At 61.4% G+C, this 24,469-nt stretch carries 23 protein-coding genes and 1 pseudogene; 8 read left to right on the top strand and 16 right to left on the bottom strand.

All coding sequences use genetic code 11. From position 1 onward, the window contains the following. Positions 1-34: 34 nt before the first annotated feature. Positions 35-1,099 (top strand): annotated as a pseudogene (locus K1567_RS28060) (methyl-accepting chemotaxis protein); the annotation flags it as partial. Continuing rightward, complete coding sequence (locus K1567_RS28055) at positions 1,091-1,954, top strand: methyl-accepting chemotaxis protein (protein ID WP_371918507.1); 864 nt, start codon at positions 1,091-1,093, stop codon at positions 1,952-1,954. The pseudogene K1567_RS28060 and the gene K1567_RS28055, both read left to right, overlap by 9 nt. Before the next feature lie 627 nt (positions 1,955-2,581). Here the strand turns inward: K1567_RS28055 and K1567_RS21040 are convergent. The 4 genes from K1567_RS21040 to K1567_RS21025 are packed head-to-tail and all read right to left on the bottom strand — an operon-like array spanning position 2,582 to position 6,667. Beyond that, positions 2,582-2,950, bottom strand: coding sequence for a glyoxalase superfamily protein (locus K1567_RS21040; protein ID WP_034115072.1), 369 nt, complete (start codon positions 2,948-2,950; stop codon positions 2,582-2,584). Between the two features lie 29 nt (positions 2,951-2,979). Beyond that, entirely contained in the window at positions 2,980-4,443 is a 1,464-nt protein-coding gene (locus tag K1567_RS21035; RefSeq protein ID WP_169868794.1) for an amidohydrolase family protein, read from the bottom strand. 1 nt (position 4,444) lies between these two features. After that, the gene (locus K1567_RS21030; protein WP_034100567.1) at positions 4,445-5,305 is read right to left on the bottom strand and encodes a MurR/RpiR family transcriptional regulator; all 861 of its coding nucleotides are present in this window, start codon (positions 5,303-5,305) and stop codon (positions 4,445-4,447) included. A 12-nt stretch (positions 5,306-5,317) separates the two neighbouring features. After that, the gene (locus K1567_RS21025; RefSeq protein WP_236238723.1) at positions 5,318-6,667 is read right to left on the bottom strand and encodes a gluconate:H+ symporter; all 1,350 of its coding nucleotides are present in this window, start codon (positions 6,665-6,667) and stop codon (positions 5,318-5,320) included. A gap of 248 nt (positions 6,668-6,915) precedes the next feature. Here K1567_RS21025 and K1567_RS21020 point away from each other — a divergent pair, with 248 nt between their 5' ends. Then, positions 6,916-7,296, top strand: a complete 381-nt coding sequence (locus tag K1567_RS21020) for a lysozyme inhibitor LprI family protein (protein ID WP_169868795.1) — start codon at positions 6,916-6,918, stop codon at positions 7,294-7,296. Between the two features lie 21 nt (positions 7,297-7,317). Here K1567_RS21020 and K1567_RS21015 read toward each other — a convergent pair whose 3' ends face one another. The 4 genes from K1567_RS21015 to K1567_RS21000 all read right to left on the bottom strand — a co-directional run bounded on the left by K1567_RS21015 (position 7,318) and on the right by K1567_RS21000 (position 11,289). Then, complete coding sequence (locus K1567_RS21015; RefSeq protein WP_034115076.1) at positions 7,318-8,763, bottom strand: SulP family inorganic anion transporter; 1,446 nt, start codon at positions 8,761-8,763, stop codon at positions 7,318-7,320. A 128-nt stretch (positions 8,764-8,891) separates the two neighbouring features. Beyond that, positions 8,892-9,788, bottom strand: coding sequence for a LysR family transcriptional regulator (locus K1567_RS21010; RefSeq protein ID WP_034100570.1), 897 nt, complete (start codon positions 9,786-9,788; stop codon positions 8,892-8,894). 30 nt (positions 9,789-9,818) lie between these two features. Continuing rightward, positions 9,819-10,409 (bottom strand): NAD(P)H-dependent oxidoreductase, encoded by a 591-nt coding sequence (locus tag K1567_RS21005; protein ID WP_220698834.1) that lies wholly within the window; start codon positions 10,407-10,409, stop codon positions 9,819-9,821. Positions 10,410-10,524: 115 nt separating this feature from the next. Beyond that, positions 10,525-11,289: a sulfite exporter TauE/SafE family protein gene (locus K1567_RS21000; RefSeq protein ID WP_034100572.1), complete on the bottom strand. Its 765-nt coding sequence runs from the start codon at positions 11,287-11,289 to the stop codon at positions 10,525-10,527. A gap of 152 nt (positions 11,290-11,441) precedes the next feature. Between K1567_RS21000 and K1567_RS20995 the strand changes: the two genes are divergently transcribed. Then, on the top strand, positions 11,442-12,362 hold the full coding sequence (locus K1567_RS20995) for a LysR family transcriptional regulator (protein ID WP_220698833.1): 921 nt from the start codon (positions 11,442-11,444) through the stop codon (positions 12,360-12,362). A 45-nt stretch (positions 12,363-12,407) separates the two neighbouring features. Here K1567_RS20995 and kynU read toward each other — a convergent pair whose 3' ends face one another. Beyond that, the gene (gene kynU, locus K1567_RS20990) at positions 12,408-13,658 is read right to left on the bottom strand and encodes a kynureninase (protein WP_220698832.1); all 1,251 of its coding nucleotides are present in this window, start codon (positions 13,656-13,658) and stop codon (positions 12,408-12,410) included. Between the two features lie 144 nt (positions 13,659-13,802). On the opposite strand from kynU, the gene K1567_RS20985 reads away from it, so the two are divergent. Both K1567_RS20985 and K1567_RS20980 read left to right on the top strand, forming a co-directional pair. Continuing rightward, the gene (locus K1567_RS20985) at positions 13,803-14,276 is read left to right on the top strand and encodes an Lrp/AsnC family transcriptional regulator (RefSeq protein WP_034100577.1); all 474 of its coding nucleotides are present in this window, start codon (positions 13,803-13,805) and stop codon (positions 14,274-14,276) included. A 222-nt stretch (positions 14,277-14,498) separates the two neighbouring features. Next, positions 14,499-15,902, top strand: coding sequence for an amino acid permease (locus K1567_RS20980; RefSeq protein WP_034100579.1), 1,404 nt, complete (start codon positions 14,499-14,501; stop codon positions 15,900-15,902). Positions 15,903-15,941: 39 nt separating this feature from the next. Here the strand turns inward: K1567_RS20980 and kynA are convergent, their stop codons facing one another. Then, positions 15,942-16,799, bottom strand: a complete 858-nt coding sequence (kynA, locus tag K1567_RS20975; protein WP_034100581.1) for a tryptophan 2,3-dioxygenase — start codon at positions 16,797-16,799, stop codon at positions 15,942-15,944. Further along, positions 16,796-17,446 carry an arylformamidase gene (kynB, locus tag K1567_RS20970; RefSeq protein WP_040269444.1) on the bottom strand — a complete coding sequence of 217 codons (651 nt, stop codon included), beginning with the start codon at positions 17,444-17,446 and terminating at the stop codon, positions 16,796-16,798. The genes kynA and kynB overlap by 4 nt, the downstream gene beginning before the upstream one ends. A 357-nt stretch (positions 17,447-17,803) precedes the next feature. Here kynB and K1567_RS20965 point away from each other — a divergent pair, with 357 nt between their 5' ends. Further along, positions 17,804-18,148 carry a cupin domain-containing protein gene (locus tag K1567_RS20965; protein WP_003230905.1) on the top strand — a complete coding sequence of 115 codons (345 nt, stop codon included), beginning with the start codon at positions 17,804-17,806 and terminating at the stop codon, positions 18,146-18,148. 85 nt (positions 18,149-18,233) lie between these two features. Here K1567_RS20965 and mmsB read toward each other — a convergent pair whose 3' ends face one another. Next, positions 18,234-19,121, bottom strand: coding sequence for a 3-hydroxyisobutyrate dehydrogenase (gene mmsB / locus K1567_RS20960; RefSeq protein ID WP_034100586.1), 888 nt, complete (start codon positions 19,119-19,121; stop codon positions 18,234-18,236). Between the two features lie 15 nt (positions 19,122-19,136). Next, positions 19,137-20,654: a CoA-acylating methylmalonate-semialdehyde dehydrogenase gene (locus K1567_RS20955; RefSeq protein ID WP_034100588.1), complete on the bottom strand. Its 1,518-nt coding sequence runs from the start codon at positions 20,652-20,654 to the stop codon at positions 19,137-19,139. 132 nt (positions 20,655-20,786) lie between these two features. Between K1567_RS20955 and K1567_RS20950 the strand changes: the two genes are divergently transcribed. Continuing rightward, positions 20,787-21,734 carry a LysR family transcriptional regulator gene (locus K1567_RS20950; protein WP_169868800.1) on the top strand — a complete coding sequence of 316 codons (948 nt, stop codon included), beginning with the start codon at positions 20,787-20,789 and terminating at the stop codon, positions 21,732-21,734. A gap of 249 nt (positions 21,735-21,983) precedes the next feature. Here the strand turns inward: K1567_RS20950 and K1567_RS20945 are convergent, their stop codons facing one another. Genes K1567_RS20945 through K1567_RS20935 form a run of 3 tightly spaced genes read right to left on the bottom strand, consistent with a single transcriptional unit; the run spans position 21,984 to position 24,314 of the window. Next, on the bottom strand, positions 21,984-22,475 hold the full coding sequence (locus K1567_RS20945; RefSeq protein WP_034100592.1) for an OmpA family protein: 492 nt from the start codon (positions 22,473-22,475) through the stop codon (positions 21,984-21,986). Positions 22,476-22,479: 4 nt separating this feature from the next. Next, complete coding sequence (locus K1567_RS20940) at positions 22,480-23,742, bottom strand: diguanylate cyclase domain-containing protein (RefSeq protein WP_169868801.1); 1,263 nt, start codon at positions 23,740-23,742, stop codon at positions 22,480-22,482. Continuing rightward, complete coding sequence (locus tag K1567_RS20935; protein ID WP_040269449.1) at positions 23,739-24,314, bottom strand: YfiR family protein; 576 nt, start codon at positions 24,312-24,314, stop codon at positions 23,739-23,741. Before K1567_RS20935 ends, K1567_RS20940 begins: the two co-directional genes overlap by 4 nt. Between the last annotated feature and the right edge of the window lie 155 nt (positions 24,315-24,469).

The raw sequence follows: 24,469 nt of genomic DNA, 5'->3' as shown, positions 1-24,469 counted from the left end.
GTCCAGCAGACAAATCACTTTTGCGGAGCATTCGATGAACAGCTGGTTCGGTAACATCAGCGTCAACCTCAAACTCGGCCTGGGCTTCGGCCTGGTGCTGGTTCTCACCTCGATCCTGGCCCTCACCGGCTGGACCAGCCTCGGCAGCCTGATCGACCGCAGTAACTGGATGAGCGATATCACTCAGCTCAACTCGTCGCTGACCAAACTGCGCATCGTGCGTTTGCAGTACATGCTGGCCAACGGCGACGAAGCCGTTGCGCAGAATGTGCAGACCAGCCTGGATGCGTTCGCCGCGCAACAACAGAAGCTGCTGGACAGCTTCAAGAGCCCGGAAAACGTCAAGCTGCTGACCGACCAGAAGGCCGTGATCACCGCCTATCAGCAGTCCCTGAACAAAATGCGCGAGGCTTACCGCAACGGCAACGCTTCACGCCAGGTCATGGGCGACAAGGCCGACATTGCCAACGCTCAGATCGAAGCACTGGACACCAATGTGCAGCAGATGCCGGACAGCCCGGAACGCTTCACGCAGTTCCAGGCGCTGACCAATGCCAAGCAAGAATTTCAGCTGGCGCGCTACGAAGTGCGCGGCTACACCAATAACGTCAACCCCGACACCGAAGCCCGCGCTGCGGCGCAAATCGAGAAAGCCATCAACGGCTTGAAAGGCTTGAGCGCGGTGTTCGGCAGCAGCCAGCAAAGCGCATTGACCGCGCTGGAAACCGCACTGAGCGCCTATCGCAGTGCCGTGCAGAACTACAAGGCCGCCAACGCCAACATCGTCGCCGCCCGGGCCGAGATGACCACCCAGGGTGCCGATATCGTCACCATCAGCGACAAGCTCTACGATATTCAGCTTGAGCGCCGCGACGCCGAAAGCGCCCAGGCCCGCAGCCTGCAATTGATCAGCACCTTGCTGGCACTGCTGGTTGGCATCATCGCCGCGCTGGTGATTACCCGCCAGATCACCCGCCCGATCCAGGACACCCTGGCCGTAGTGGAACGTATTGCCTCCGGTGATTTGAGCCATAACATCCAGGTCACCCGTCGCGACGAACTGGGCGTGCTGCAACAAGGCATCCAGCGCATGGGCACGACCTTGCGTGAACTGATCAGCGGGATTCGTGACGGCGTCACGCAAATCGCCAGCGCCGCCGAAGAGTTGTCGGCCGTGACCGAGCAAACCAGCGCCGGCGTGAACAGCCAGAAAATCGAGACCGACCAGGTCGCCACCGCGATGCACGAAATGACCGCCACCGTGCAGGAAGTGGCGCGCAACGCCGAGCAGGCCTCCCAAGCAGCGTCCGATGCCGATGGCCAGGCCCGTGAAGGCGACAAGGTGGTGGCCGAGGCGATCGCCCAGATCGAGCGGCTGGCCGCCGAAGTGGCACGCTCCACCGACGCCATGACGCACCTGCAGCAAGAGAGCAACAAGATCGGCAGCGTCATGGACGTGATCAAGGCCGTGGCCGAACAGACCAACCTGCTGGCTCTCAACGCCGCCATCGAAGCAGCGCGTGCCGGTGAAGCCGGTCGCGGGTTTGCCGTGGTCGCGGACGAAGTACGTGGCCTGGCCCAGCGCACACAGAAATCCACTGAAGAAATCGAAGGTCTGGTGGCCGGTTTACAGAACGGCACCCAGCAAGTGGCCACGGTGATGAACAACAGCCGCAGCCTCACCGACAGCAGCGTGGAACTGACCCGCAAGGCCGGAGTGTCGCTGGAGAACATCACGCGGACGGTGTCCAACATCCAATCGATGAATCAGCAGATCGCGGCTGCCGCCGAAGAACAGAGCGCCGTGGCCGAAGAGATCAGCCGCAGCATCGTCAACGTACGTGATGTATCGGAGCAGACCGCCACCGCCAGTGAGGAGACCGCCAAATCCAGCGTGGAACTGGCCCGACTGGGCAGCCAGTTGCAGCAGATGGTGAGTCACTTCCGGGTATAAGAAACCAAAAAGCCGCCTCGGCATACACCGAGGCGGCTCCGCTTTTCAGACCTTAGCGGTCATCGAAGCTGTCTCGCAGGAACTTCCATACGTGATAAGCACGCAGGCAGTTCACTACGAGGTTCCACATACGTCGTGCAAACTTAGACATACTCGGCCCTCCGTGAGTTGGGCCTTACCTCCAGCGCACTTACCGGAACATGTGGGCCTTCGGATGCGGGTCAGCGCTTCCAGTGAGGCGGCCGGGCTTTGGTTCCTCCCGCATGAATCCGGCACGGATTACTAGCCCGTGGCGTTCGGTCCATAATTCCGCGCGCATACCCAGCCACCTACGAAACGACATATTTGGAACGGGGGTAATACTAACTAACATCCTGACCGAAGGTGTGACAGGTGACGAAAAAACGGCAGCAAAAACTAACCGATTCATTGCAAAGTTTTGCCGCCATTTTTTGTAGATCAACAAAGAAGGCCGAGCATGATCGAGCCTTGCACGAAAGGATAGTCGGCATTAATATCCGCAAAGTGGGTCAGCGCTTTCAGTGAGCTAGTAATTCCAGCCACTAACTGGGATTGCAAAAAAACCGTCTTAACCAAGACGGTTTTTTATTGCCTGCGATTTACCGCTCAGCCCTCGCTCTCCTCCACAAACACCAGCCGATTGCCGAACGGGTCCTTGATGCTCATCTCCCGCGAGCCCCATGGCGTTTCCTCGACCTGCGGCTTAGCGTAGCAATAATCCTTGGCCAACAATTGCTGCTGATAACCGTCCACGCCTTGTGCCTGGATACGCACAGCGGCGCCAGGCGAGGCATCGCCATGGTGCTCGGACAAATGCAGCACACACTCGCCCAGTGACACTTGCAGGTACAACGGATAATTGGCCTCGAAACGGTGCTGCCAATCCACCTTGAAACCCAGGAAGTCGACGTAGAATTCCAAGGCCTTGGCCTCGTCGAAAATCCGCAGGATGGGGGTGACTTTTCCTAAGTGCATGGCGCTCGCTCCGTGTATGAAGGCGCCCACTATAAAGACGAAAAGCCACCGCGCAAATCCCCGCTGCGCGCCAGGAAGCGACCCGGTCGTTGACCGTTGGCCTGCCCATCGTGGTAGCTCAAAACGCCATTGACCCACACCCCTTCGATGCCTTCTGCCGCCCGCTGCGGCGCTTTGAAATCGGCCACGTCGCGCACCCGCAGAGGATCGAACAACACCAGATCTGCCCAGTGCCCTTCACGAATTTGCCCGCGCTCCGACAAACCAAACCGCGCCGCCGACAAGCCCGTCATTTTGTGAACCGCCGTATGCAGTGGGAACAGCCCCACATCCCGGCTGAAGTGCCCGAGCACTCGTGGGAACGCACCCCACAGGCGCGGATGGGGGAACGGGTCTTCCGGCAAACCGTCAGAGCCCACCATCGACAACGGATGCGCGAGGATGCGCCGCACATCTGTCTCGTCCATGCCGTAGTACACCGCCCCCGCCGGTTGCAGGCGACGTGCTGCGTCGAGCAGCGAAACGCCCCACTCGGCGGCAATGTCCTGCAAGTCGCGCCCGCCCATGGACGGGTGCGGCGTCGACCAGGTGATGGTGATGGGGAAAGCATCGGTGACTTGCTTGAGGTCCAGGGTCGAGGAACTGGCGGCGTAGGGGTAGCAATCGCAGCCCACCGGATGGGTTTTCGCGGCGTGTTCCAAGGACGCCAGCAACTGCGGACTACGCCCCCAGTTACCCGCGCCGGCACATTTGAGGTGGGAAATGATCACCGGCGCCTGGGCATGCCGACCGATCAGGAACGCCTCGTCCATGGCCTCCAGCACCGGTTCGAATTCGCTGCGCAAATGAGTGGTGTACACCGCGCCGAAGGCGGTGAGTTCTTCGCTCAATTGCAGCACCTCATCGGTCTCGGCGTTGAACGCGCTGGCGTAGGCCAGACCGGTGGACAAACCCAGAGCGCCCGCCTCAAGGCTTTCCTTCAACTGCGCGCGCATGGCCGCGATTTCCGCCGGGCTGGCCGTGCGGTACAGGTCATCCAAATGGTTGCTGCGCAGCGCCGTGTGGCCGATCAGCGCCGCGACGTTAACCGCCGGGTGGGCGTTTTCCACCGCCTGGCGATAGTCGGCAAAGCGCGGGTAGGCAAAGGCGTCGCGCCGACCCAGCAGATTCATCGGGTCCGGCGGATCGCCGCGCAGGCTGACCGGCGCGGCGCTGATGCCACAATTACCGACGATCACCGTGGTCACGCCCTGGCTGAGTTTGGGCAGCATCTGCGGTTGGCGGATCACCACAGTGTCGTCATGGGTGTGCACGTCGATAAACCCTGGTGCCAGCACGCGGCCGGCAGCCTCGATGTGATGCTCGGCCACGGCAGCCGACAGGTCACCGATCGATTCGATGCGCCCGGCCAACAGTCCTACATCGGCGACATATCCCGGGGTGTTGCTGCCATCGATAATCAGCGCCTGGCGGATCAACGTGTCGTACTTCATTTCAATCTCCAAGCGGTAAGGCATCGGGGCCGCCGCGGTAGTCGTCCAGGGCCAGCTTGATGCGGCGCAAGCGCTCCTGGTTATCGTCTGGCATGGCCAGCGCCAGCTCGGTGGCGAGCAGGTCAATGGCCAACAGCATGCCGTAGCGCGCCGCCGTGGGTTTGTAGATAAAACTGGTTTCGGCCGGTTGCAGCGGCAGCACGACGTCGGCCAGGCGCGCCAAAGGAGAGTCGGCGAGGGTGATGGCGATAACGCGTGCGTCGTAGTTGCGGGCCAGTGCCACCACATCGAGCAACTCGGGCGTCAGGCCGGTCAGCGAGCAGACGATCAATACATGCTGCGGGCCCAGCGTGGCGGCGGTGACGCGCATCATCACCGGGTCATGACAGGCCGCAATCGGAAAACCCAGGCGCACCAGGCGTACTTGCAACTCGTCGCTGCACAGGCTCGACGGCCCGCCCATGCCAAACGCGTGCACCATGCGCGCCCGGCTCAACAGGCTGACGGCATCAGCGAAACCTGCCTGATCGAAGCCCGACAGGTGCTGACGCAGAGTGGTTTCGATATCCCCCAGGATCTGCCGGTGAAACGCCGATTGCTCCGGCGTGCCCGCCGGGTCCAGGAAGCGACTGCCGACGCCGCTGGCCTGAGCCAATTGCAGGCGCAGATCACGCAGGTCGCGACACCCCACACTGCGGGCAAAGCGCGACAAGGTGGCGGTGCTGACCTCCGCCCGTTGGGACAACGCTTCCAGGCTGGCCGACGCAGCAAACCCCACGTCTTCCAGCATCAGCCGGGCGATGCGCCCTTCGCCGGCGCTGAAGGACGCCTGGCGGGCGCGGATCTGGTAGAGGATGTCCATGGCGTCTCCGAATTACAGCAGGCAGGACAGACCATAGGTCAGACCGAAGGCAACCACCGAAATCAGGGTCTCCAGCACGGTCCAGGTCTTGAAGGTCTGGATCACCGTCATATTGAAGTATTCCTTGATCAGCCAGAAGCCGCCGTCATTGACGTGGGAAAAGATCACCGAACCGGCGCCGGTGGCCAGCACCAATAATTCCGGGTGTGGATAACCCAGGCCCAGGGCCACCGGCGCCACTACACCGGAGGCAGTGGTCATGGCCACCGTCGCCGAGCCGGTGGCGATGCGCATCAATGCGGCGAACAACCAGCCCATCACCAGCGGCGACAGATGGAAGGCATGGGCCAGGCCAAGAATCTCGTTGGTCACGCCGGCATCCACCAGAATGCGATTCAAACCGCCACCCGCCCCCACCAGCAGCGTGATGCTGGCGGTCGGTGCCAGGCATTCGTTGGTGAATTTGAGGATCGACTCGCGATTGAAGCCTTGAGCCAGGCCCAGGGTCCAGAAACTCACCAGGGTCGCCACCAGCAGCGCGATCACCGAGTTACCGATAAACAACAGGAACTGGTTGAACCCCGTGCCCGGCGTGGAAATCACGTTGGCCCAACCGCCGATCATCATCAGTACCACCGGCAATAGGATGGTGGCCATGGTCAGGGTAAAACTCGGGAGACGGCTACGCGGTTCGCGCTCGATAAACTGGCGCTCCAACGGGTTTTCCGCTGGCAGGTGGATACGCGGGACGATGTACTTGGCGTAGACGGGACCGGCAATGATCGCCGTCGGAATGCCGATCAGAATCGCATACAGCACGGTCTGCCCCACCGACGCGTTGTACGCCAGCACCGCCATCATCGCCGCCGGGTGCGGCGGCACCAGCGCGTGCACCACCGACAACCCAGCCACCATCGGCAAACCCACCATCAGGATCGACACCCCCACGCGCCGCGCCACGGTAAAGGCGATGGGCACCAACAACACAAAGCCCACCTCGAAAAACAGCGGCAGCCCCACCAGGAACGCGATACACACCATGGCCCAATGCGCGTTGCGCTCGCCGAAACGATGGATCAACGTGCGCGCCACCTGCTCGGCGCCGCCGGACTCGGCCATCATCTTGCCAAGCATGGTGCCCAGTGCCACCACTAGGGCGATGTGCCCCAGGGTTTTGCCGACGCCCGCTTCATAGGACCCCATGATGGTATCCGCCGGCATCCCGGCCATCAGCGCTAGGCCGATGGACACCAGAGTGATAACGATGAACGGGTTGAGTCGGTAACGTGCAATCAGCACGATCAAAGCAATGATGGCGATGGCAGCGTATGCCAACAGCCCGAAGCCCGGTGATGCGGCCATGCGGTACTCCTCGGAAAGGGTCACGTCGAATTGGTTGTGAAAGTCATAAATCATTTCCGCACGGCATTTTCAAACTGCATGAAAGTAACTTTCGCCCACGGATAAGCGCTGTCGCCATCGGGCATGCCCGGCGCCATCGGATGAAAATCAGGGGGGTGTTCTTACATGAGGATCGGACGCTGCCGGAAACTCAAACCGCGCCGCTGGGTCTTAGAATGCGCATCCACTCATGCCCAGGAAAATCGATGATGATTCGTAGCTCTCTCGCCACCGGCGCCGTGCTTCTGGCTTTGTGCGGCCACGCATCGGCTGCCGATAACGCGGCGCTGGAAAAATGCATGGACAGCGCCAACACCACGCTCGACATGGTCACTTGCAACACCAAAGAGGCCAAGGTTCAGGACGAGCGCCTGAACCGCGCCTACAAAACCGCCCTCGCCGCCCAAGAAGGCCCGCGTAAACAGCAACTGCAGGACGTGCAGCGCCTGTGGATAAAGTATCGCGACGCTAATTGCGCCTTCGCCGGTTCGGCAACCGGTGGTTCCATCGATCGGGTCAACGGCTCCGGCTGCGTGCTGGACATGACCCAGACCCGCGCCCAGGAACTCGAAGACCTGGTCGGGCCATAACCCCTCGATCAGAGTCGAAGGTCAGTCATGATGCACCCGCGCGCGCTTGAGCAGTTTCTTGCAGCGCTCGGACAAATGCAGCACCCGCAGGTGCTTGCCGGCCTTGCTGTAGCGCTCGCGCAAGGTCATCAACGCGGCAATCGCGGAATAATCGACGAAGCTCAGGTGGCGACAATCCAGCGTCACTTGGGCCGGGTCGTTGGCCGGGTCGAATTGGTTCAGAAACGGCGTGGTCGAGGCGAAGAACAAGGTGCCGTGCAGGCGATAGAGCTTGCTGCCGTCGGCTTCCAGGTGTTCATCGGCATACAACTCGCGGGCCTGTTGCCAGGCGAAATTCAGCGCCGCAATCACGATCCCGCACAGTACGGCGGTGGCCAGGTCGGTGAACACGGTGATCACCGTCACCGCGATAATCACCAGTACATCGTTGAGCGGCACTTTATTGATTACCCGCAGCGACGCCCAGGCGAAGGTCTGCTGCGACACCACGAACATCACCCCCACCAGCGCCGCCAACGGGATCCGCTCGATCAGCGGTGACAGAAACAGAATGAACAACAGAATCATCACCCCGGCAAACACCCCGGAAAAACGCCCGCGCCCGCCGGAGCTGAGGTTGATCACGGTTTGCCCGATCATCGCGCAACCGCCCATGCCGCCGAACAGACCCGAGACCATATTCGCCGCGCCCAGGGCCACGCTTTCGCGGTCGGGGTAGCCACGGGTTTCGGTGATTTCGTCGGTGAGGTTGAGGGTCAGCAGGGTTTCCAGCAGACCGACCATGGCCATCAGGAACGCGTAGGGCGCGATGATGCCCAGGGTTTCCAGGGTCCAGGGAACCTGCGGCAGCGCAAAGCTCGGCAAGCCGCCGGCGATGTGGGCCATGTCGCCCAGGGTGCGCGTCGGCAAACCCAGCAGGTACACCGCCAGGCCCACGCCGAGGATCGCCACCAGCGCCGGCGGCACTGCGCGGGTGATGCGCGGCAACATATAGACAATCGCCATGGTCACCAGCACCAGGCCGGTCATCACATACAACGGCGTACCGCTGAGCCAGGCTTCACCGTTCTTGAAGTGTTCCAACTGCGCCAAGGCAATGATGATCGCCAGGCCGTTGACGAACCCCAGCATCACCGGGTGCGGCACCATGCGCACCAGTTTGCCCAGGCGCAACAGGCCGAAGGCAACCATGATCAGCCCGCCCAGCAGCACGGTGGCGAGCAAATATTCCACGCCGTGCTGCACCACCAGCGCGACGATCACCACGGCCATCGAACCGGCCGCCCCCGACACCATCCCCGGCCGCCCGCCGAACAGCGCCGTGAGGGTGCAGATGATAAAAGCGCCGTACAGGCCCATCAGCGGGTTGAGGTGAGCGACCAGAGCGAAGGCGATGCACTCGGGAAGCAACGCAAAGGACGTGGTGAGGCCGGCCAGGGTATCGGCGCGCAGACGGGTGAGGTTCATGAAGTACCAAGGTATTGCGGGGAATAAGGCCGGGAATGGTACGGAATTGAGCGGGGTGGGGCTAGTCTTGAAGGCCGAGTGGGGCTCATCGGGGGCAAGCCCCCTCCCCCATGACTGTGGGAGTCGAATCAGCAGGCATACCGCGCCAGCTTGGCCTGGATAAAGTCCAGGAAGCACTGGATGCGCAGCGCCAACTGGGAGTTGCGATAGAACACCGCGTGGATCGGTTGGCGGTAGCCGCTGTAGAACGTTTCCAGCAGCGGCACCAGGCGCCCGGCGTCGATATCGTCGAAGGTCATGAAGTTCGACAGGCACGCAATGCCCTGCCCCTCCAATGCCAGGTGACGCAGGGTCTCGCCACTGGAGGCGGCGATGCTCGGCTGAATCAACCAGCGGTCGCCTGCCGCGTGGCGCAACGGCCAGTGGTTGAGGGTTTCGGTCTGGGTGAAGCCCAGCAAGGTGTGGCTCGCCAGTTCAGCGACCGTGCGCGGGGTGCCGTGGCGTTCCAAATAGTCGGGGCTGGCGAGGATATGCAACGGCGTGCAGCCCAAGGAACGCGCATGCAGGCTCGAATCGGCCAATGCACCGATGCGAATCGCAATGTCGGTGCTCTGTTCCAGCAGGTCGATGATCAGGTCATCGCTGTTGAGCTCCAGCTGGATCTGCGGGTACAGGCGGCGGAATTCGGCGATGTACGGAATGATCCCGTGCAGCATGAATGGCACCGCCGCGTTGATGCGCAAGCGTCCGGCCGGTGTTTGCTGGCGCGAGGACAAGCGTTCTTCCAGCTCATCCATCTGCGCCAGAATCACCTTGGCCTGTTCGAAGAAGTATTTGCCCTCTTCGGTCAGGTCCATGCGTCGCGTGGTGCGGTTGATCAGCGTGGTGTCGAGCTTGGCTTCCAGGCGCGACAAGGTACGGCTGACCGCCGACGGCGTCTGCCCGGCCTGCTCCGCCGCCGCGGAAATCGAACCGCACTCGATCACGCTGACAAAGATCTGTAGTTCATCGGACCGGGCTTTCACGGGCGCTCCTCTCTCATCTTGAGGGGCAGCTTACACCGAGAGGTTGAACACCTGCGCCAGATGCTGCTCATAGCGCGCCACATCCGCCTCGATGGCTGGACGTTTCATCACGTCCACGCAGAGGAAAGTCGGCAGGCCGGTCATGCCAAGGAACTGATTGGCCTTGTGGAATGGGAAGTACACCGCGTCCACGCCCTTGGCTTCGAAAAAATCGCTGGGGTCGTCGAAGGCTTGCTGCGGTGCGTTCCAGGTCAGCGACAACAGGTACTGCTTGCCCTGGATCAGGCCGCCGCTGCCGTATTTCTGCGACGCATCGGAACGGGTGCGACCATCGCTGGCATACAGGCTGCCGTGGCCTTCGGTGAAGACTTCGTCGATGTACTTCTTGACGATCCATGGCGCGCCCATCCACCAACCGGGCATCTGATAGATGATCACGTCGGCCCATAGGAACTTGGCGACCTCTTCGGCCACGTCATAGCCGGCGTCGATATGGGTGACCTTGACGTCGATACCGGCACGGTCCAGCACCGCCGCTGCGGTGTCATGCAGGGTGGCGTTGTAGCGGCCATCGGAGTGGGCGAATTGTTTACCGCCGTTGAGCAATAGGACTTTTTTCATGGGAGATTCCAGAAGGTTGAAAGGTCTGGACGCAGACTATCCATCTGGCTCCCCTTGAATAAGCCACAAACCGGCAAAATACATTTGACCTAAAGGCACGAATACGCAGCCATTGTTAACCGCTGATCAGCAGATGCCCGCCCAAAAAAGCCATACCAACAAAAAATACCCGTTTGAACACCACGGCACTGATGCGCTGGCGTACCCACTGACCCAGCCACATGCCCAACAACGCCGGCACCAGCGCCAGCAGCGAGGCATTCAGTTCGGCGCCGCCCAGCCCGCCGCGCCAGGCCAGCCCGGCAGCCAAAGCCAGGGTAGACACGCTGAACGACAGCCCCAACGCCTGCACCAGTTGATCGCGCTGTAACCCCAGCGCCTGCAGATACGGCACGGCGGGGATCACAAACACTCCGGTGGCGGCGGTAACGATGCCGGTGAGCAATCCGCATAACGGGCCCAGCCAGCGTTCCGTCGCCGAGCCGACGTTGAATGTGGGCAAGAACAACCCGCTCAATGCATACATCAGCAACGCTGCGCCCAAGGCGTGCACCATCCAGCCGCCGCCGTCCATGCCCAGCCACGCAGTACCGAGCCCGGTGCCGAGAAAAATCAGCAGCAGCATCGGCCACAAGCGCTTGAACAGAGCACTCAGATGGCCGCCGAACGCCAATTGCCAGAGGTTGGTAACGGTTGAAGGAATGATCAGCAACGCCGCAGCCTGCGCCGGTAACATAGCCAGGCCGAGCAGGCCCATGGCCACGGTGGGCAAGCCCAGGCCGATCACCCCTTTGACGGTACCCGCCAGCATAAAGGTGCCGATCACCAGCAAAGACAAGGCCAGGCCGATATTTTGGTAAAACGTAAGGAAAGTCGTCATTGGTCAATAGTGACGTTTTCCGATGGGCTCGAAAATTCGCCATATACTGAGCCAGCCTCTTGTTTAGCTTGAGGCTTAGCGCCCCTCGAAACTCCAATGTGGGAGGGGGCTTGCCCCCGATTAGGCCCGCTGAGCCACCCGAGAAACCAGTCATGCACTTTGACCTGATCGACCTGCGTCTCTACCTGCACACCCTGGACGCCGGCAATATCACCGCTGGCGCATCCCGCAGCCATTTATCCCTGGCCGCCGCCAGCGCGCGCATCCGGGCCATGGAAGCGTCGCTGGGCATCGAGCTGCTGCAACGCGGTCGCCGCGGCGTCAGCCCAACGCCCGCCGGCAAAGCCCTGGCTCGCCACGCGCGGCTGTTATTGCAACAGGCCGATCACTTGCGACAGGACCTGGCCGCCTACGCCAACGGCGTCAAGGGCCAGGTGCGCTTGCTCTGCAATACCACCGCACTGAGTGAATACCTGCCTGAACTGCTGGCGGATGTACTGCGCGAACATCCCAACCTGGATATCGATGTGCAGGAGCTGCCCAGCCTGCGCATCACCCAGGCGTTACGCCAGGGCACTGCCGATTTGGGGATTATCTCCGACGCCGTCGACACCCACGGCTTGCAGACCCTGCCCTTTCGCGACGACCCACTGGTGCTGATCATGCCGACGGAGCATACGTTGGCGTCAGGCCCGGTCAGTTTTGTCGACAGCCTGCAACACGATTTCGTCGGCCTGGCCGCCCACAGTGCGCTGGCGGTGTACCTGGAAGAACAGGCGCTGCACGCCGGCTTCCGCCTGCACGCGCGCATCCGCGCCGAGAGCTTTGACGGGGTGATGCGCATGGTCGCCCGCGGCGCCGGCCTGGGGATCGTGCCCCAGGCCGCGTTGGACCGCTGGCCGGGGGAGCATCACTTTAAAGCCCAGCCCCTGCGCGAGGACTGGGCCTGTCGGCGACTGCTGTTATGCGCGCGCTCGTTCGAACAACTGCCGGGTTACGCTAAAGCCTTGTTCGATGCGCTGGCCAGATCCCCTGTGGGAGAGGGCTTGCCCCCGAAGACGGTACGTCAGTGACAGATGGGCTAACCGACCTATCGGGAACCAGCGCCCTCACACATTTCAGGTGACACTGTGGCGGACCTTGAATTGCGGCTGGTCCCAGGTGCGGTTATCGAGAATCTCACCGGGGACTTCCACGGCATCGAAGACTTCGGTGAAGCTTGTGTACAACGGGGTAAACCCAAAACGCATGATGCGCGGTTCGCGGTAATCGCCGATCACGCCTCGGGCGATCAGGGCCTGGATCACCGCGTAGCCTTCAGGATGCTCGAAGCTCACATGGCTGCCACGCCGGGCGTGTTCACGCGGGGTAATCAGCATAAGGTGATGGGCCGCGCAGCGAGCCTCCACCAAGTCGATAAACAGATCGGTCAACGCCAGGGATTTGCGGCGCAGGCTGGCCATGTCGGTCTGTTCAAAAATCTCCAGACCGCATTCCACCATCGCCAGCGACGTGATCGGCTGGGTGCCGCACAGGTAACGAGCGATGCCGGCGCTCGGCGCATAGCTGGACTCCATAGCGAACTGCCGCGTATGCCCGAACCAGCCCGACAACGGCTGGCGCACCAGGTCCACCAGCGCCGGGTTGACCCACACGAACGCCTGGGAACCGGGGCCACCGTTGAGGTATTTGTAGGTGCAGCCAATCGCGTAATCGGCGCCGGCCCGATGCAGGTCCACCGGCACCGCGCCCGCCGAGTGCGCCAGGTCCCAGATCGTCAGCGCACCGCACTCGTGGCTCAGGGTGGTCACGCCCTGCATGTCGTATAGGTAGCCGGTCTTGTAGTTGACGTGGGTGAGCATTACCACGGCCACGTCGGCGTCGATGGCCTGGGTCAGCTCGTCGGGGCTGTTCACCAAGCGCAGCGAATAACCCTGTTGCAGCAACTCGGCCAGGCCTTCGGCGATGTACAGGTCGGTGGGAAAGTTGCCGGCCTCGCTGACGATCACCTTGCGCGCCGGCGCCCGCTGGCGCTGCACACTCAACGCGGCACTGAGCACTTTGAACAGGTTGATCGAGGTGGTATCGGTGATCGCCACTTCGCCATCGCGTGCGCCGATCAGCGGGGCCAACCGGTCGCCCAGGCGCAGGGACAGGTCCGCCCAGCCCGCGCTGTTCCAACTGCGGATCAAACCGTCGCCCCACTCCTGGGCAATCACCTGTTGCGCCCGTGCCAGCGATGCCACGGGGCGGGCGCCCAGGGAGTTGCCATCCAGATAGATCATGCCGTGGGGCAGAGCGAACTGCTCACGCAAAGGCGCCAATGGGTCCTGGGCATCAAGGGTTTGGCAATGGCTTCGAAGGGGCATGGGCGATCCTGGTTTTTATAAGAGAAGATGAGCCAAATTATTAACGAAGCTTTAGAGAATTTTCGTGCAAAGTGGTGGGCAACAAGCTAATTAAGCTGTAGGAAATTCGAATTAAACCTCTAAATACGCGGAATTATTCTAAGCATGATTCTCGACCCCACCGACTTGCGCCTCCTGCATTTCCTGCAACAGGATGGCCGTATCAGCAACCAGGAACTGGCGGAAAAAGTCGCCCTGTCGCCCTCAGCCTGCCTGCGCCGCTTACGCCTGCTGGAGAGCGAAGGCGTGATCAGCGGCTACCGGGCGGTGCTGAATGCCGAGCAACTGGGGATCGAATTGGAGGCCATCGTTCACCTGTCTTTGCGCCAGGACGTGGAGGATTGGCACGAGACGTTCATCAAGAAAGTGCAAGGCTGGCCGGAAGTGGCCAGCGCCTATGTGATCACCGGCGCCAGCAACTATGTGCTGCGGGTACAGGCGCGCAACCTCAAGCATTTTTCGGACTTTATCGTGAACCACCTGAACCGCACGGCAGGGGTGACGGATATTCGCTCGGAGATCGTGCTGCAGAAAATCAAGGATAGGGATGAGGTGTTGGATCTGGTCGTGCGTAAATAGTCAGCCACGCCCCCATTCAAATGTGAGAGGGAGTTGACCCGGCAAGCACGGCGACCTCAACAATGGTGGAATCCGCCCAACAATGGCTGTTGGATCAGGCACTTGATGGCGTTCAGCTGTATTACGAACAGTTCACGCAGAGTAATATCTGACCCCAGCACTTCTGAGGGGCTGATGCGGCCTGCACTCCCCCTTAAGAAAAACAAGTAGAAGGGAACGTTAATGGCGGATGACATGGTTAACCCGGTGGGCCTCAAGCGTGGCTTGAAGAACCGGCATATTCAGCTGATCGCTTTGGGCGGCGCCATCGGTACGGGGTTGTTCCTCGGCTCGGCCGGGGTGCTCAAGTCTGCCGGGCCGTCGATGATCCTCGGCTACGCGATCGCCGGTTTCATCGCCTTTCTGATCATGCGCCAGCTCGGCGAAATGATCGTCGAAGAGCCGGTGGCCGGCTCTTTCAGCCACTTCGCGCACAAATACTGGGGCGGTTACGCGGGTTTCCTGGCGGGCTGGAACTACTGGGTGCTGTATGTGCTGGTGGGCATGGCCGAACTGACGGCGGTGGGCAAATACATCCAGTTCTGGTGGCCGGAGATTCCGACCTGGGTCAGTGCGTTGGTGTTCTTCGTCGCGGTGAACTTGATCAATACGCTGAACGTGAAGTTCTTCGGTGAGGCCGAGTTCTGGTTCGCGATCATCAAGGTGGTGGCGATTGTCGGCATGATCGTGCTCGGCTGCTACTTGCTGTTCAGCGGCAGCGGCGGCCCCCAGGCATCAATCGACAATCTGTGGAGCCACGGCGGGTTCTTCCCCAATGGCGGCATGGGGCTGTTGATGTCCATGGCGTTCATCATGTTCTCCTTCGGTGGCCTGGAGCTGGTGGGCATCACCGCCGCCGAGGCCAGCGAACCGCGCAAGGTGATCCCCAAGGCGATCAATCAGGTGGTGTACCGCATCTTGATTTTCTACGTGGGTGCGCTGACCGTGCTGCTGTCGCTGTATCCATGGGACCAATTGCTGCAAACCCTCGGCGCGTCGGGCGACGCCTACAGCGGCAGCCCGTTCGTGCAGATCTTCTCGCTGATCGGTAACGACACCGCTGCGCACATCCTCAACTTCGTGGTCCTGACCGCGGCGCTGTCGGTGTACAACAGCGGCGTGTACTGCAACAGCCGCATGTTGTTCGGCCTGGCCGAGCAAGGCGATGCGCCCAAAGCGCTGATGAAGCTCAACAAGCAAGGCGTGCCGCTGCGAGCCCTGGCGATCTCGGCGCTGGTGACGATGCTGTGCGTGGTGGTCAACTACGTCGCGCCGCAGAGCGCGCTGGAGTTGCTGTTCGCCCTGGTGGTTGCCTCGTTGATGATCAACTGGGCGCTGATCAGCATTACCCATATCAAGTTCCGCAAGGCCATGGGCCAACAAGGCGTGGAGCCGTCGTTCAAGACCTTCTGGTTCCCGTTCAGCAACTACCTGTGCCTGGCGTTCATGCTGATGATCGTCAGCGTGATGCTGGCCATTCCGGGGATTCGCGAGTCGGTGTTTGCGATGCCGGTGTGGGTGGGGGTGATCTATGTGGCCTACCGGTTGCGAATGAGTAAGGCGAAAGCGGTCGCCGCTGCGCAGTGATAGCCATATGGGAGGGGGCTAGCCCCCTCCCATATTTGTTTACAGCGTGGAACGCACTCGCCACAGCTCGGGGAACAACACCGTGTCGAGCATCTTGCGCAGGTAACCCACGCCTTCGGTTCCCCCGGTGCCCGGTTGGAAGCCGATGATGCGCTCCACCGTGGTCACATGGCGGAAGCGCCACTGGCGGAACGAGTCCTCCAGGTCGATAAACTTTTCGGCCAACTGGTACAGGTCCCAGTAACGGCTCGGATCGCGATACACCTCGCGCCATGCCGCCTCCACCGAGTCATCGTGTACGGTCGCGGCCGTTGGGTCGCGTTCGGCGCGTTGCGGGTCAATCGCCAAACCGGCCTTGACCATCAAATTGATCGCCTCGTCATACAGCGACGGCGTGGCAATCGCCACTTGCAGTTGCTGCAACAATTCCGGTCGATGGGCATGGGGTCGCAACAACGCTGGGCTCTTGTTGCCGAGAATAAATTCGATCTCACGGTACTGAAACGACTGGAACCCCGACGACTGCCCCAGGAACGGGCGAATGGCCTTGTATTCCGAAGGTGTCATGGTCGCCAGCACGGCCCAGGCATGCACCAGTTGGTCGAAGATTCGCGACACCCGCGCCAGCATCTTGAACGCCGGCGGCAACTCGCCCAGGCGCACGTGTTCGCGGGCGGCCTTGAGTTCATGGAGCATCAGCTTCATCCACAGCTCGGAGGTCTGGTGCTGGATGATAAACAGCATTTCGTTGTGGTCCGGCGACAGCGGGTGCTGGGCGCTGAGCACTTTGCCCAGGTCCAGGTAGTCGCCGTAGCTCATGGACTCGGAAAAATTCAGCTCGGCGTTATGCCATTCTTCCGGGGCTTGGTAGTCGGCAGAAAAGGGACATTGGCTCATCGCGTGGGCTCCTTGAGCGGGCGCAGGATTGCGCGGACCGGGCTGGCGTCGAGGTGGGCAAAGCGCAGCGGCAAGGCGATCAGCTCGTAGTCGCCCTCCGGCACGTCGTCGAGCACGATGCCTTCGAGAATCGCCATGCCATGCCGGGCCACGGCGTTGTGAGAGTCCATGGTCTTGGACTGTTGCGGGTCCAGGGACGGGGTGTCGATACCGATCAGCCGCACCCCCAGGCTGGCAAGCCGCTCGATGGTTTGCGGGGCGATGGCGGTGAAATTCTCATCCCACTCGGTCAGCGGCGCTTGTGGATAAGTACGCAGCAATACGCGCTCGGGCAAGTTATCCACACGACCGTCGAGCTGATGAGGCTGCACCAGCGCGCCACTGTCCAGGCAATGCAGCACTCGGCAAGGGCCCATGTACACATCCAGCGACACCTCGCCAATCGGCGCGCCGTCGGCGCTGTAGTGCAGCGGTGCATCCACATGGGCGCCGGTATGCGGCGACAAGGTCACGCGCCCGACATTCACCGGACACTCCGGGCCGAACTGCCATACGCGTTCTTCCTGAAACGGCGTATCGCCCGGCCAGGTGGGCGTGGCCGCGCTCAAGGGCGGGCTGATGTCCCACCACGTTTTTATTGGGTTCATGCTCAAGGCTCTCGGTCGTTACTGGGGTGAATGATACGAGGGCCTGCTGTGAATTTTCTTGCAAATTCTGGCGTAAGAGGGGAGTTCTTTCGCACTTACTGCGAGAAAAAGGCTTATTCACGCTCGAATATGTCGCCTGATGTGGGAGGGGGGCTTGCCCCCGGTTAAGTGGGCCAGTTGATCCAGGTGCCCGTTGTGACGCCGCCATCGAGGGCAAGCCCCTCCCACACTGACCTCGCCGTGCCAATAACCCCCTATTCATCTGCGCTTCTGGACATCCCGATGTCGAGTTCAGACCACTGAGGGTGCTGGCGACGCTATAGGGTTCGACTCTCGTTCCCTTGCCTCGGAGTCATCATGTCCAAGCCCATTACCGTACTGCGCGACACCCATCCCTTGCCGGTCCTGGATGCCTGCAAATGGGAGAAGCTCGAAGGCGACCCGCACACCGTCAACCTTAACGCCTACACCAGCGAAGACGGCAGCAAGATCATGGGCACTTGGATCTGCACCCCAGGCAAGTGGTATGTGGAATACGTGAAGTGGGAGTACTGCCACTTCCAAGAAGGCTACTGCGTGATCACGCCTGAGGGGATGGAGCCAATTCACTTGCGGGCTGGGGATATCTTTGTGGTGGAGCCAGGGATGAAGGGGACGTGGGAAGTGGTCGAGACGGTGCGTAAGTATTTTGTGTTCGCCTGAGTAATCACCCCGCTTATGGGGGCTTGAGCAGGCTGGTGGTGAGCGGGCTGGTCCTGCTCACCACGCAGTTTCCTTTGCGTAGGATCTACTTAGGCTTGCGATAGCTGTTAACAATCGCCGAGAAGTCCTTGCCGCCCTCCCCGCGCTGGCTCATGGATTGATACAACTGTTGGGCCACAGCGCCCAGAATCACCGGTTGCTTGGCCTGGCGGGCAGCTTCGGTGGCCAAACCCAAGTCCTTGAGCATCAGGTCCGCGCCGAAACCGCCGGTATAGCCGCGAGACGCCGGGGCAGTTTCGATCACGCCTGGCCACGGGTTGTAAGTGTCGGAACTCCAGCAGCGCCCGGTGGAGCTGTTGATAATGCCCGCAAGCACCTGGGTGTCGATCCCCAGCGCATCGCCCAAAGCCATGGCTTCGCTGACGCCCACCATGCTGATGCCCAGCAACAGGTTGTTGCAGATCTTGGCGATCTGACCAGTACCTACTTCACCGCAATGCACGATGTTGCGGCCCATTTGCCCCAGCACCGGTTGCAGGGTAGCGAACAGTTCCGGGGTGGCACCGACCATAAAGGTCAGCGTACCCGCCTGGGCGCCGCCGGTGCCGCCGGAGACGGGCGCGTCGGCCATCGCCACGCCGTGTTTGGCTGCCGCTGCGGCCACGTCGCGAGCAGTCTGCGGGTCGATGGTGCTGCAATCCACCGCCGGCACGCCGCTACCGATACCGGCGAGTACGCCATCGTCATTCAGCCACACGCTGCGCACATGGGCGGCGGCGGGCAGCATGGTAATCACCAGCTCCGCGCCCTGGGCCGCATGGCGTGGCGAGTCGCTGATGGTACCGCCCAATTCGGCGAGTTCCTTGAGCACAGTCTGGTTGAGGTCAAACAGGTTCAGCGCGTGGCCGGCCTTGATCAAGTTGCGGGCCATGGGCGCGCCCATGTTGCCCAAACCGATAAATGCAATCTTCATGAGGGTCTCCCGGAATCAGCGCAGGTTGATGGTGGTGTTGACGCCATCGTTGACCGTGTCGTCGTCGAACCAGCGGCTCGTGACGGTTTTGGTCTGGGTGTAGAACTGCACCACTTGCTTGCCGTAGGGGCCGAGGTCGCCGAGCTTGGAACCACGGGAACCGGTGAAGCTGAAGAACGGCACCGGCACTGGGATCGGGATGTTGATACCCACCTGGCCCACGTCGATTTCGCTCTGGAATTTACGCGCCGCCGCCCCACTCTGGGTAAACAGGCCGGTGCCATTGCCGAATGGGTTGGCGTTGACCAGGGCGATGGCCTCATCAAGGGTGTCGACTTCAATCACCACCAGCACTGGGCCGAAGATTTCTTCGGTGTAGATGCGCATGTCCGTGGTCACGCCCGAGAACAGGGTCGGGCCGACAAAGTTGCCCTGCTCGAAACCCGGTACCTGGATGTCGCGACCGTCCAATTCGAGCTTGGCGCCTTGCTGTACACCGCTTTCGATCAATTCCAGGATGCGTGCCTTGGCGCGCTTGGAAATCACCGGGCCGACATCGGTGCCGGCTTCGCTGCCGGCGTTGACCTTGAGCTTCTGTGCCAGCGCCTTCAGGTCCGGCAGCCATTGCTTGGACGCCCCCACCAGCACCACCACGGAGGTGGCCATGCAGCGCTGGCCTGCCGCACCGAAACCGGCGCCGACCAAGGCATTGAGGGTGTGTTCGCGGTTGGCATCCGGCAGCACGACGGCGTGGTTCTTGGCGCCCATCATCGATTGCACGCGCTTGCCGTGCTTGCCGGCCAGGTCATACACATGGGTGCCGACGGCGGTGGAGCCGACGAAGGACACCGCCTTGATGTCCTTATGGGTGCACAGTGCATCTACCACGTCCTTGCCGCCATGCACCACGTTGAGCACACCGGCCGGTACGCCGGCTTCCAGCGCCAGCTCCACCAGCAGCATGGTCGATAGTGGGTCCTGTTCGGACGGTTTGAGGACGAAGGTGTTACCACAGGCGATGGCCATCGGGAACATCCATAGCGGAATCATCGCCGGGAAGTTGAACGGGGTAATGCCCGCACACACGCCGATGGGCTGGCGCAGGGTGTAGGTATCGACGCCACCGGCGACGTTCTCGGCGAACTCGCCCATTTGCAGGGTACCGATGGAACAGGCGTGCTCCACCACTTCCAAGCCACGGAAAATATCGCCCTCGGCATCGGCAATAGTCTTACCCTGCTCGGCGCTGAGCACGACGGCGATGCGTTTGGAATGTTCGCGAATCAACGCCTGCAGCTTGAGCATGATGCGCATGCGCGCGCCGATCGGCGTCAGCTTCCAGGTCTGGAAGGCGCGATGGGCGGCATCGATGGCGGCGTTGACTTCATCGGCGGTGGCAAACGGGACTTTGGCCAGCACTTGCTGAGTGGCGGGGTTGACGATGTCTTGCCATTGGGTGGTCTTGGACTCGACCCACTCACCGTTGATCAGCAACTTGACCGGTTGTACGGAAATTTCGGCAGATGCGTTCATGTGGTCTCCAATTCTTATTTATATGCAGAGAACCAAGGCGTTGAACCGCCTTGAAGAATGAGGCGTTCGGACTGTTTTTGGAGTATAGATGTGCAAATCTCTAATAAGAACGCACATAAAAGCCGGACCAATATGCAAAAAAACATCACGTCGCTGGGCTCCCTGAACTGGGATGACCTGAAGTTTTTCCTCGAAGTGGCCCGCACCCGCAAGGCCAGCGTCGCCGCCAAGCGCCTGGCGGTGGACTACACCACGGTGTCGCGGCGCATCAGTTCGCTGGAAGTGTCATTGGGCACGCTGCTGTTCGAAAAATCCCGCACCAACGGCTTTGTACTCACCCCCGAAGGCCAACGATTGCTGGGCTACGCAGAGTCCATTGAAAGCACCCTGCACATGGCCTGCGAGCAGGTGTCCGGCTCCGGTGTCGCACTGTCCGGGCATGTGCGCATGGGCTGCACCGAAGGCTTCGGCAGCTTCTTCGTCACGCCGCAGTTGAGCCACTTTGTCGGCACCTACCCGGCGATCTCCGTCGACATCCTGCCCCTGCCCCACTTCATCAGCCTGTCCAAGCGCGAAGCCGACATCGTCATCGCCTTGGAACGCCCGGAACACGGGCCGTACGTGTGCTGCAAACTGTGCGATTACACCCTGCAGTTGTACGCCACCCAGGATTACCTCGACCAACATCCGCCGATCCAACGCCCGGCGGACCTGGCCACCCACCCGTTTATAAGTTACGTCGATGACCTGGCCTTCAGCTCCGAGCTGCTCTACCTGGCCAACGTAGTCCCCGGCGCCAGCGCCAGCCTGCGCAGCACCAGCGTGATTGCCCAGTACGTCGCGGCACAACAGGGCCGCTCGATGGCGATACTGCCGTGCTTCCTGGCGGCACAAGACCCACGCTTGTTGCCGGTGCTGGGGGAGCAAATCACGATCACGCGCCAGTTTTGGATGTATTGCCGGGAGGACTTAAGGAAGCTGAAGCGGATTACGTTGTTGTGGGACTACATCCGGGAAGTGACCGAGCAGAACCGGGGGTTGTTGATGGGGGAAACGCGGGAGATGCGGTTTGCGAATTAATCGGCCGAAACCAAACCAACCGGTGGGCAGGGACTCGCCGTGGGTCAGCCACGCCGCCATCGGGTTCAAGCCCCCTCCCACATTTGATCTGGTTTCGTCAGCCAGGTATTCAACCTGCAATGCATTCGAGGTGGGAGGGGGCTTGCCCCCGATGGGGCCTGCTCAGTCGTTACCTGTGTTGCTGACCCACCGCTATTGGGGGGCAAGCTCATACTTGATCGGCATTCAGGTTGAAGCACGTGAAACCGCTCAGTCGGCAATCACCACAATCGCCACCCGCCGATTTTCGGTGCGCCCTGCGGCTGTATCGTTGGATGCCACGGGCTGGCTGCTGCCCAAGCCGCGCAGTTGGATGTTTTCTTCTTTCATACCGACGCCCGTCAGCACCGTGGCCACGCTTTTGGCGCGGCGCAGGGAGAGTTGCTCGTTGTAGGCTTCTTTGCCGGAGGCGTCGGTATGGCCGTCCACGCGTACGCGCTCTATGCCCACGCCGAGCAGGGCCTTGCCGATGCGTTGGACGATCGCGGTGCTCGGCGGGTTGAGGGTTTCGATGTCGCTGCCGAACAGCACTTTGCCCGACAGACCGAATGCCCAGCCGTCATCCGTGAGTTCAAAGCCCTGTTGTTTGAGTACCGCGACTTGCGCCGGGGTCAGGCCTTTAGGGGGTTGTGTCTGACAGCCGCCGAGGGCCAACAAGGCCACCAGCACAGTAAGAAACAGAACGCGTGCAGTCGAGAACAAGGGATCAACTCCTGTGTTGAACGTTAACAGCAGAGTGCTCCGACTCCGCCGTGTGCTGGCCGCCCTGGGACAGACGTTTGGCCTGGTACATCGCCGCGTCGGCGGCATTGAGCAAGGTGCCGGGTGTGGCGCCATGCTCGGGGTAAATGGCAATGCCGATGCTGAGCGACGTCAGCACTTGAGAGCCACCCGGCACGTCAATCGGCATGTCCATGCTGGCGATGATCTTGTCAGCGATGCGTTGCGCGTCCTCGGCCTTGTGCAACGGCGCAAGCAGGATGGCGAACTCGTCACCGCCCAGGCGCGCCACCAGGTCACCGTCACGCAGTTGCGCGCGCACACGGGCAGCGACAGCCACCAGCACCGCGTCGCCGGCGGCGTGGCCGAAGTTGTCGTTGATGTCTTTGAAGCGATCGCTGTCGAGGAACAATACCGCGACCCGCTCGTCGAGCTTGGCCGCGCCGCGCAGGGCTCGAATCAGCCGACCTTCGAAGAACGCCCGGTTGGGCAGGCCGGTCAGGCTGTCGTGGTTGGCCTGGTGAGCCAGGGTTTCGTTTTCGCTTTGCAGGTGGCTTTGCCAGGCTTCCATTTCGCCGAGCAAGGCATTGAAGTCACTGCCCAGGCTGTCGAGTTCGGCGATGCGCGCGGGCGGCACACGTCGATCAAAATCCCGCTCGCTGCGGGCAGCGTGAGCTACGGCGGCCAGGCTTTGCAACGGCACGGTGATCCCACGCAGCAGACGCCGGGCCAGGTGTAATGCGACCCAGGCGCTGAGGGCGGTGCAGATCAGAATCCCGGCCAGACCACTGAGCAGAAAGCGCAGCAGGCTGCCGCCGTGGCCGGTCAGGTGGATACTGCCGACGGTACGGCCTTGGTGCAGGATCGGTTGGTTGATCGGCTGTTCAAGCAGGGCATGCGCCAGTGCCAGTTCCACCCGCGAGAGCATGCCGGTTTCGGGGCGTGCCCAGTGGGCCAGTAACTTGCCATTGGCGTCGAAAACGTCGGCATCGGCCACCTCTTCGGTGGACGCAATCAGGCTCAGTGCCTCGGTGGCTGCGGCGCGGTCGTTGAACACCACCGCAGCTTCCACGGTGTAAGTGATGGAGCGTGCGATAAGGTGCAAGTTGTGTTCGGCATAGACGCGCAGCGCCAGCACGCCGAGCAGGGTCAGGGACACACTGGCCAGGGTTACCGCCACCAGAGCCAGGATCAAATGACCACGGCCGATAACCGAGCGCAGGCTAGGTCGCACTTTCACATGGGTCATGGAGCAGGCGCCCGGCGGCGGGACAGTTGCAGCACGCTGGGGTGAATGCGCACGCCGCTGCGTGCCACCGAGTCGAGGTTGACCTCGAACGACACTTGTTCATCGCTTACGCGCAGGCAAAACAAGCTGCCGACGGTGCACTGGTCGCCGCCTTCGCTGATGCTGAGCACCGGGTGGCCGATCAACGAGGCAAACAATTGGCTGCGCTCATCGGCGGTAAGTTTGCCGATGTACACCGCGTCGCAGGCGTTGACGATATCGGGATGGTTGACCAACAGGCGCTGCACCACAACCGGACGACCGGTCGCCTGGATGGTGCCTTTGATCAGGTCATCGGTGTATTGGGTGGGCCCGACGATACACAGGCGCAATTGCGCCGGCTCCACCGGCCAGCGCGCGTAACTGAGAATACCGAGAACCACCTGAGTGACCGCCTGGGCACGCTGCGCGGCCATACCCTCGGTGGCCGGGACGTCCGCAAACCCGTGCGGCGCCAGCACACACAGCAGCGCCATCAGCAGCAGGCGTCTCCAGCTCCAACGGCACTCTGTGGGCGAGACAGCCACGTTCATGCTGCGATTCTCTCAGGTGTTTTCGTGGGGTGATGCCGCAACGATAGCACAGCGGCGGAAAACCCCGCGAGGCAGTGCCTTCGCGAGGTCCGCTATTTTTTCAGAAAATTCAGGCAGTAGAATCAGAAATATTAGATGACCTATCAGTCAATTTT

The sequence above is a fragment of the Pseudomonas sp. S5F11 genome (assembly GCF_019641515.1).
In the GTDB taxonomy this organism is placed as follows: domain Bacteria; phylum Pseudomonadota; class Gammaproteobacteria; order Pseudomonadales; family Pseudomonadaceae; genus Aquipseudomonas; species Aquipseudomonas rhodesiae.
Note: the sequence above shows the minus strand (reverse complement) of the source record. Positions and strands in the feature narration are given on the sequence as shown.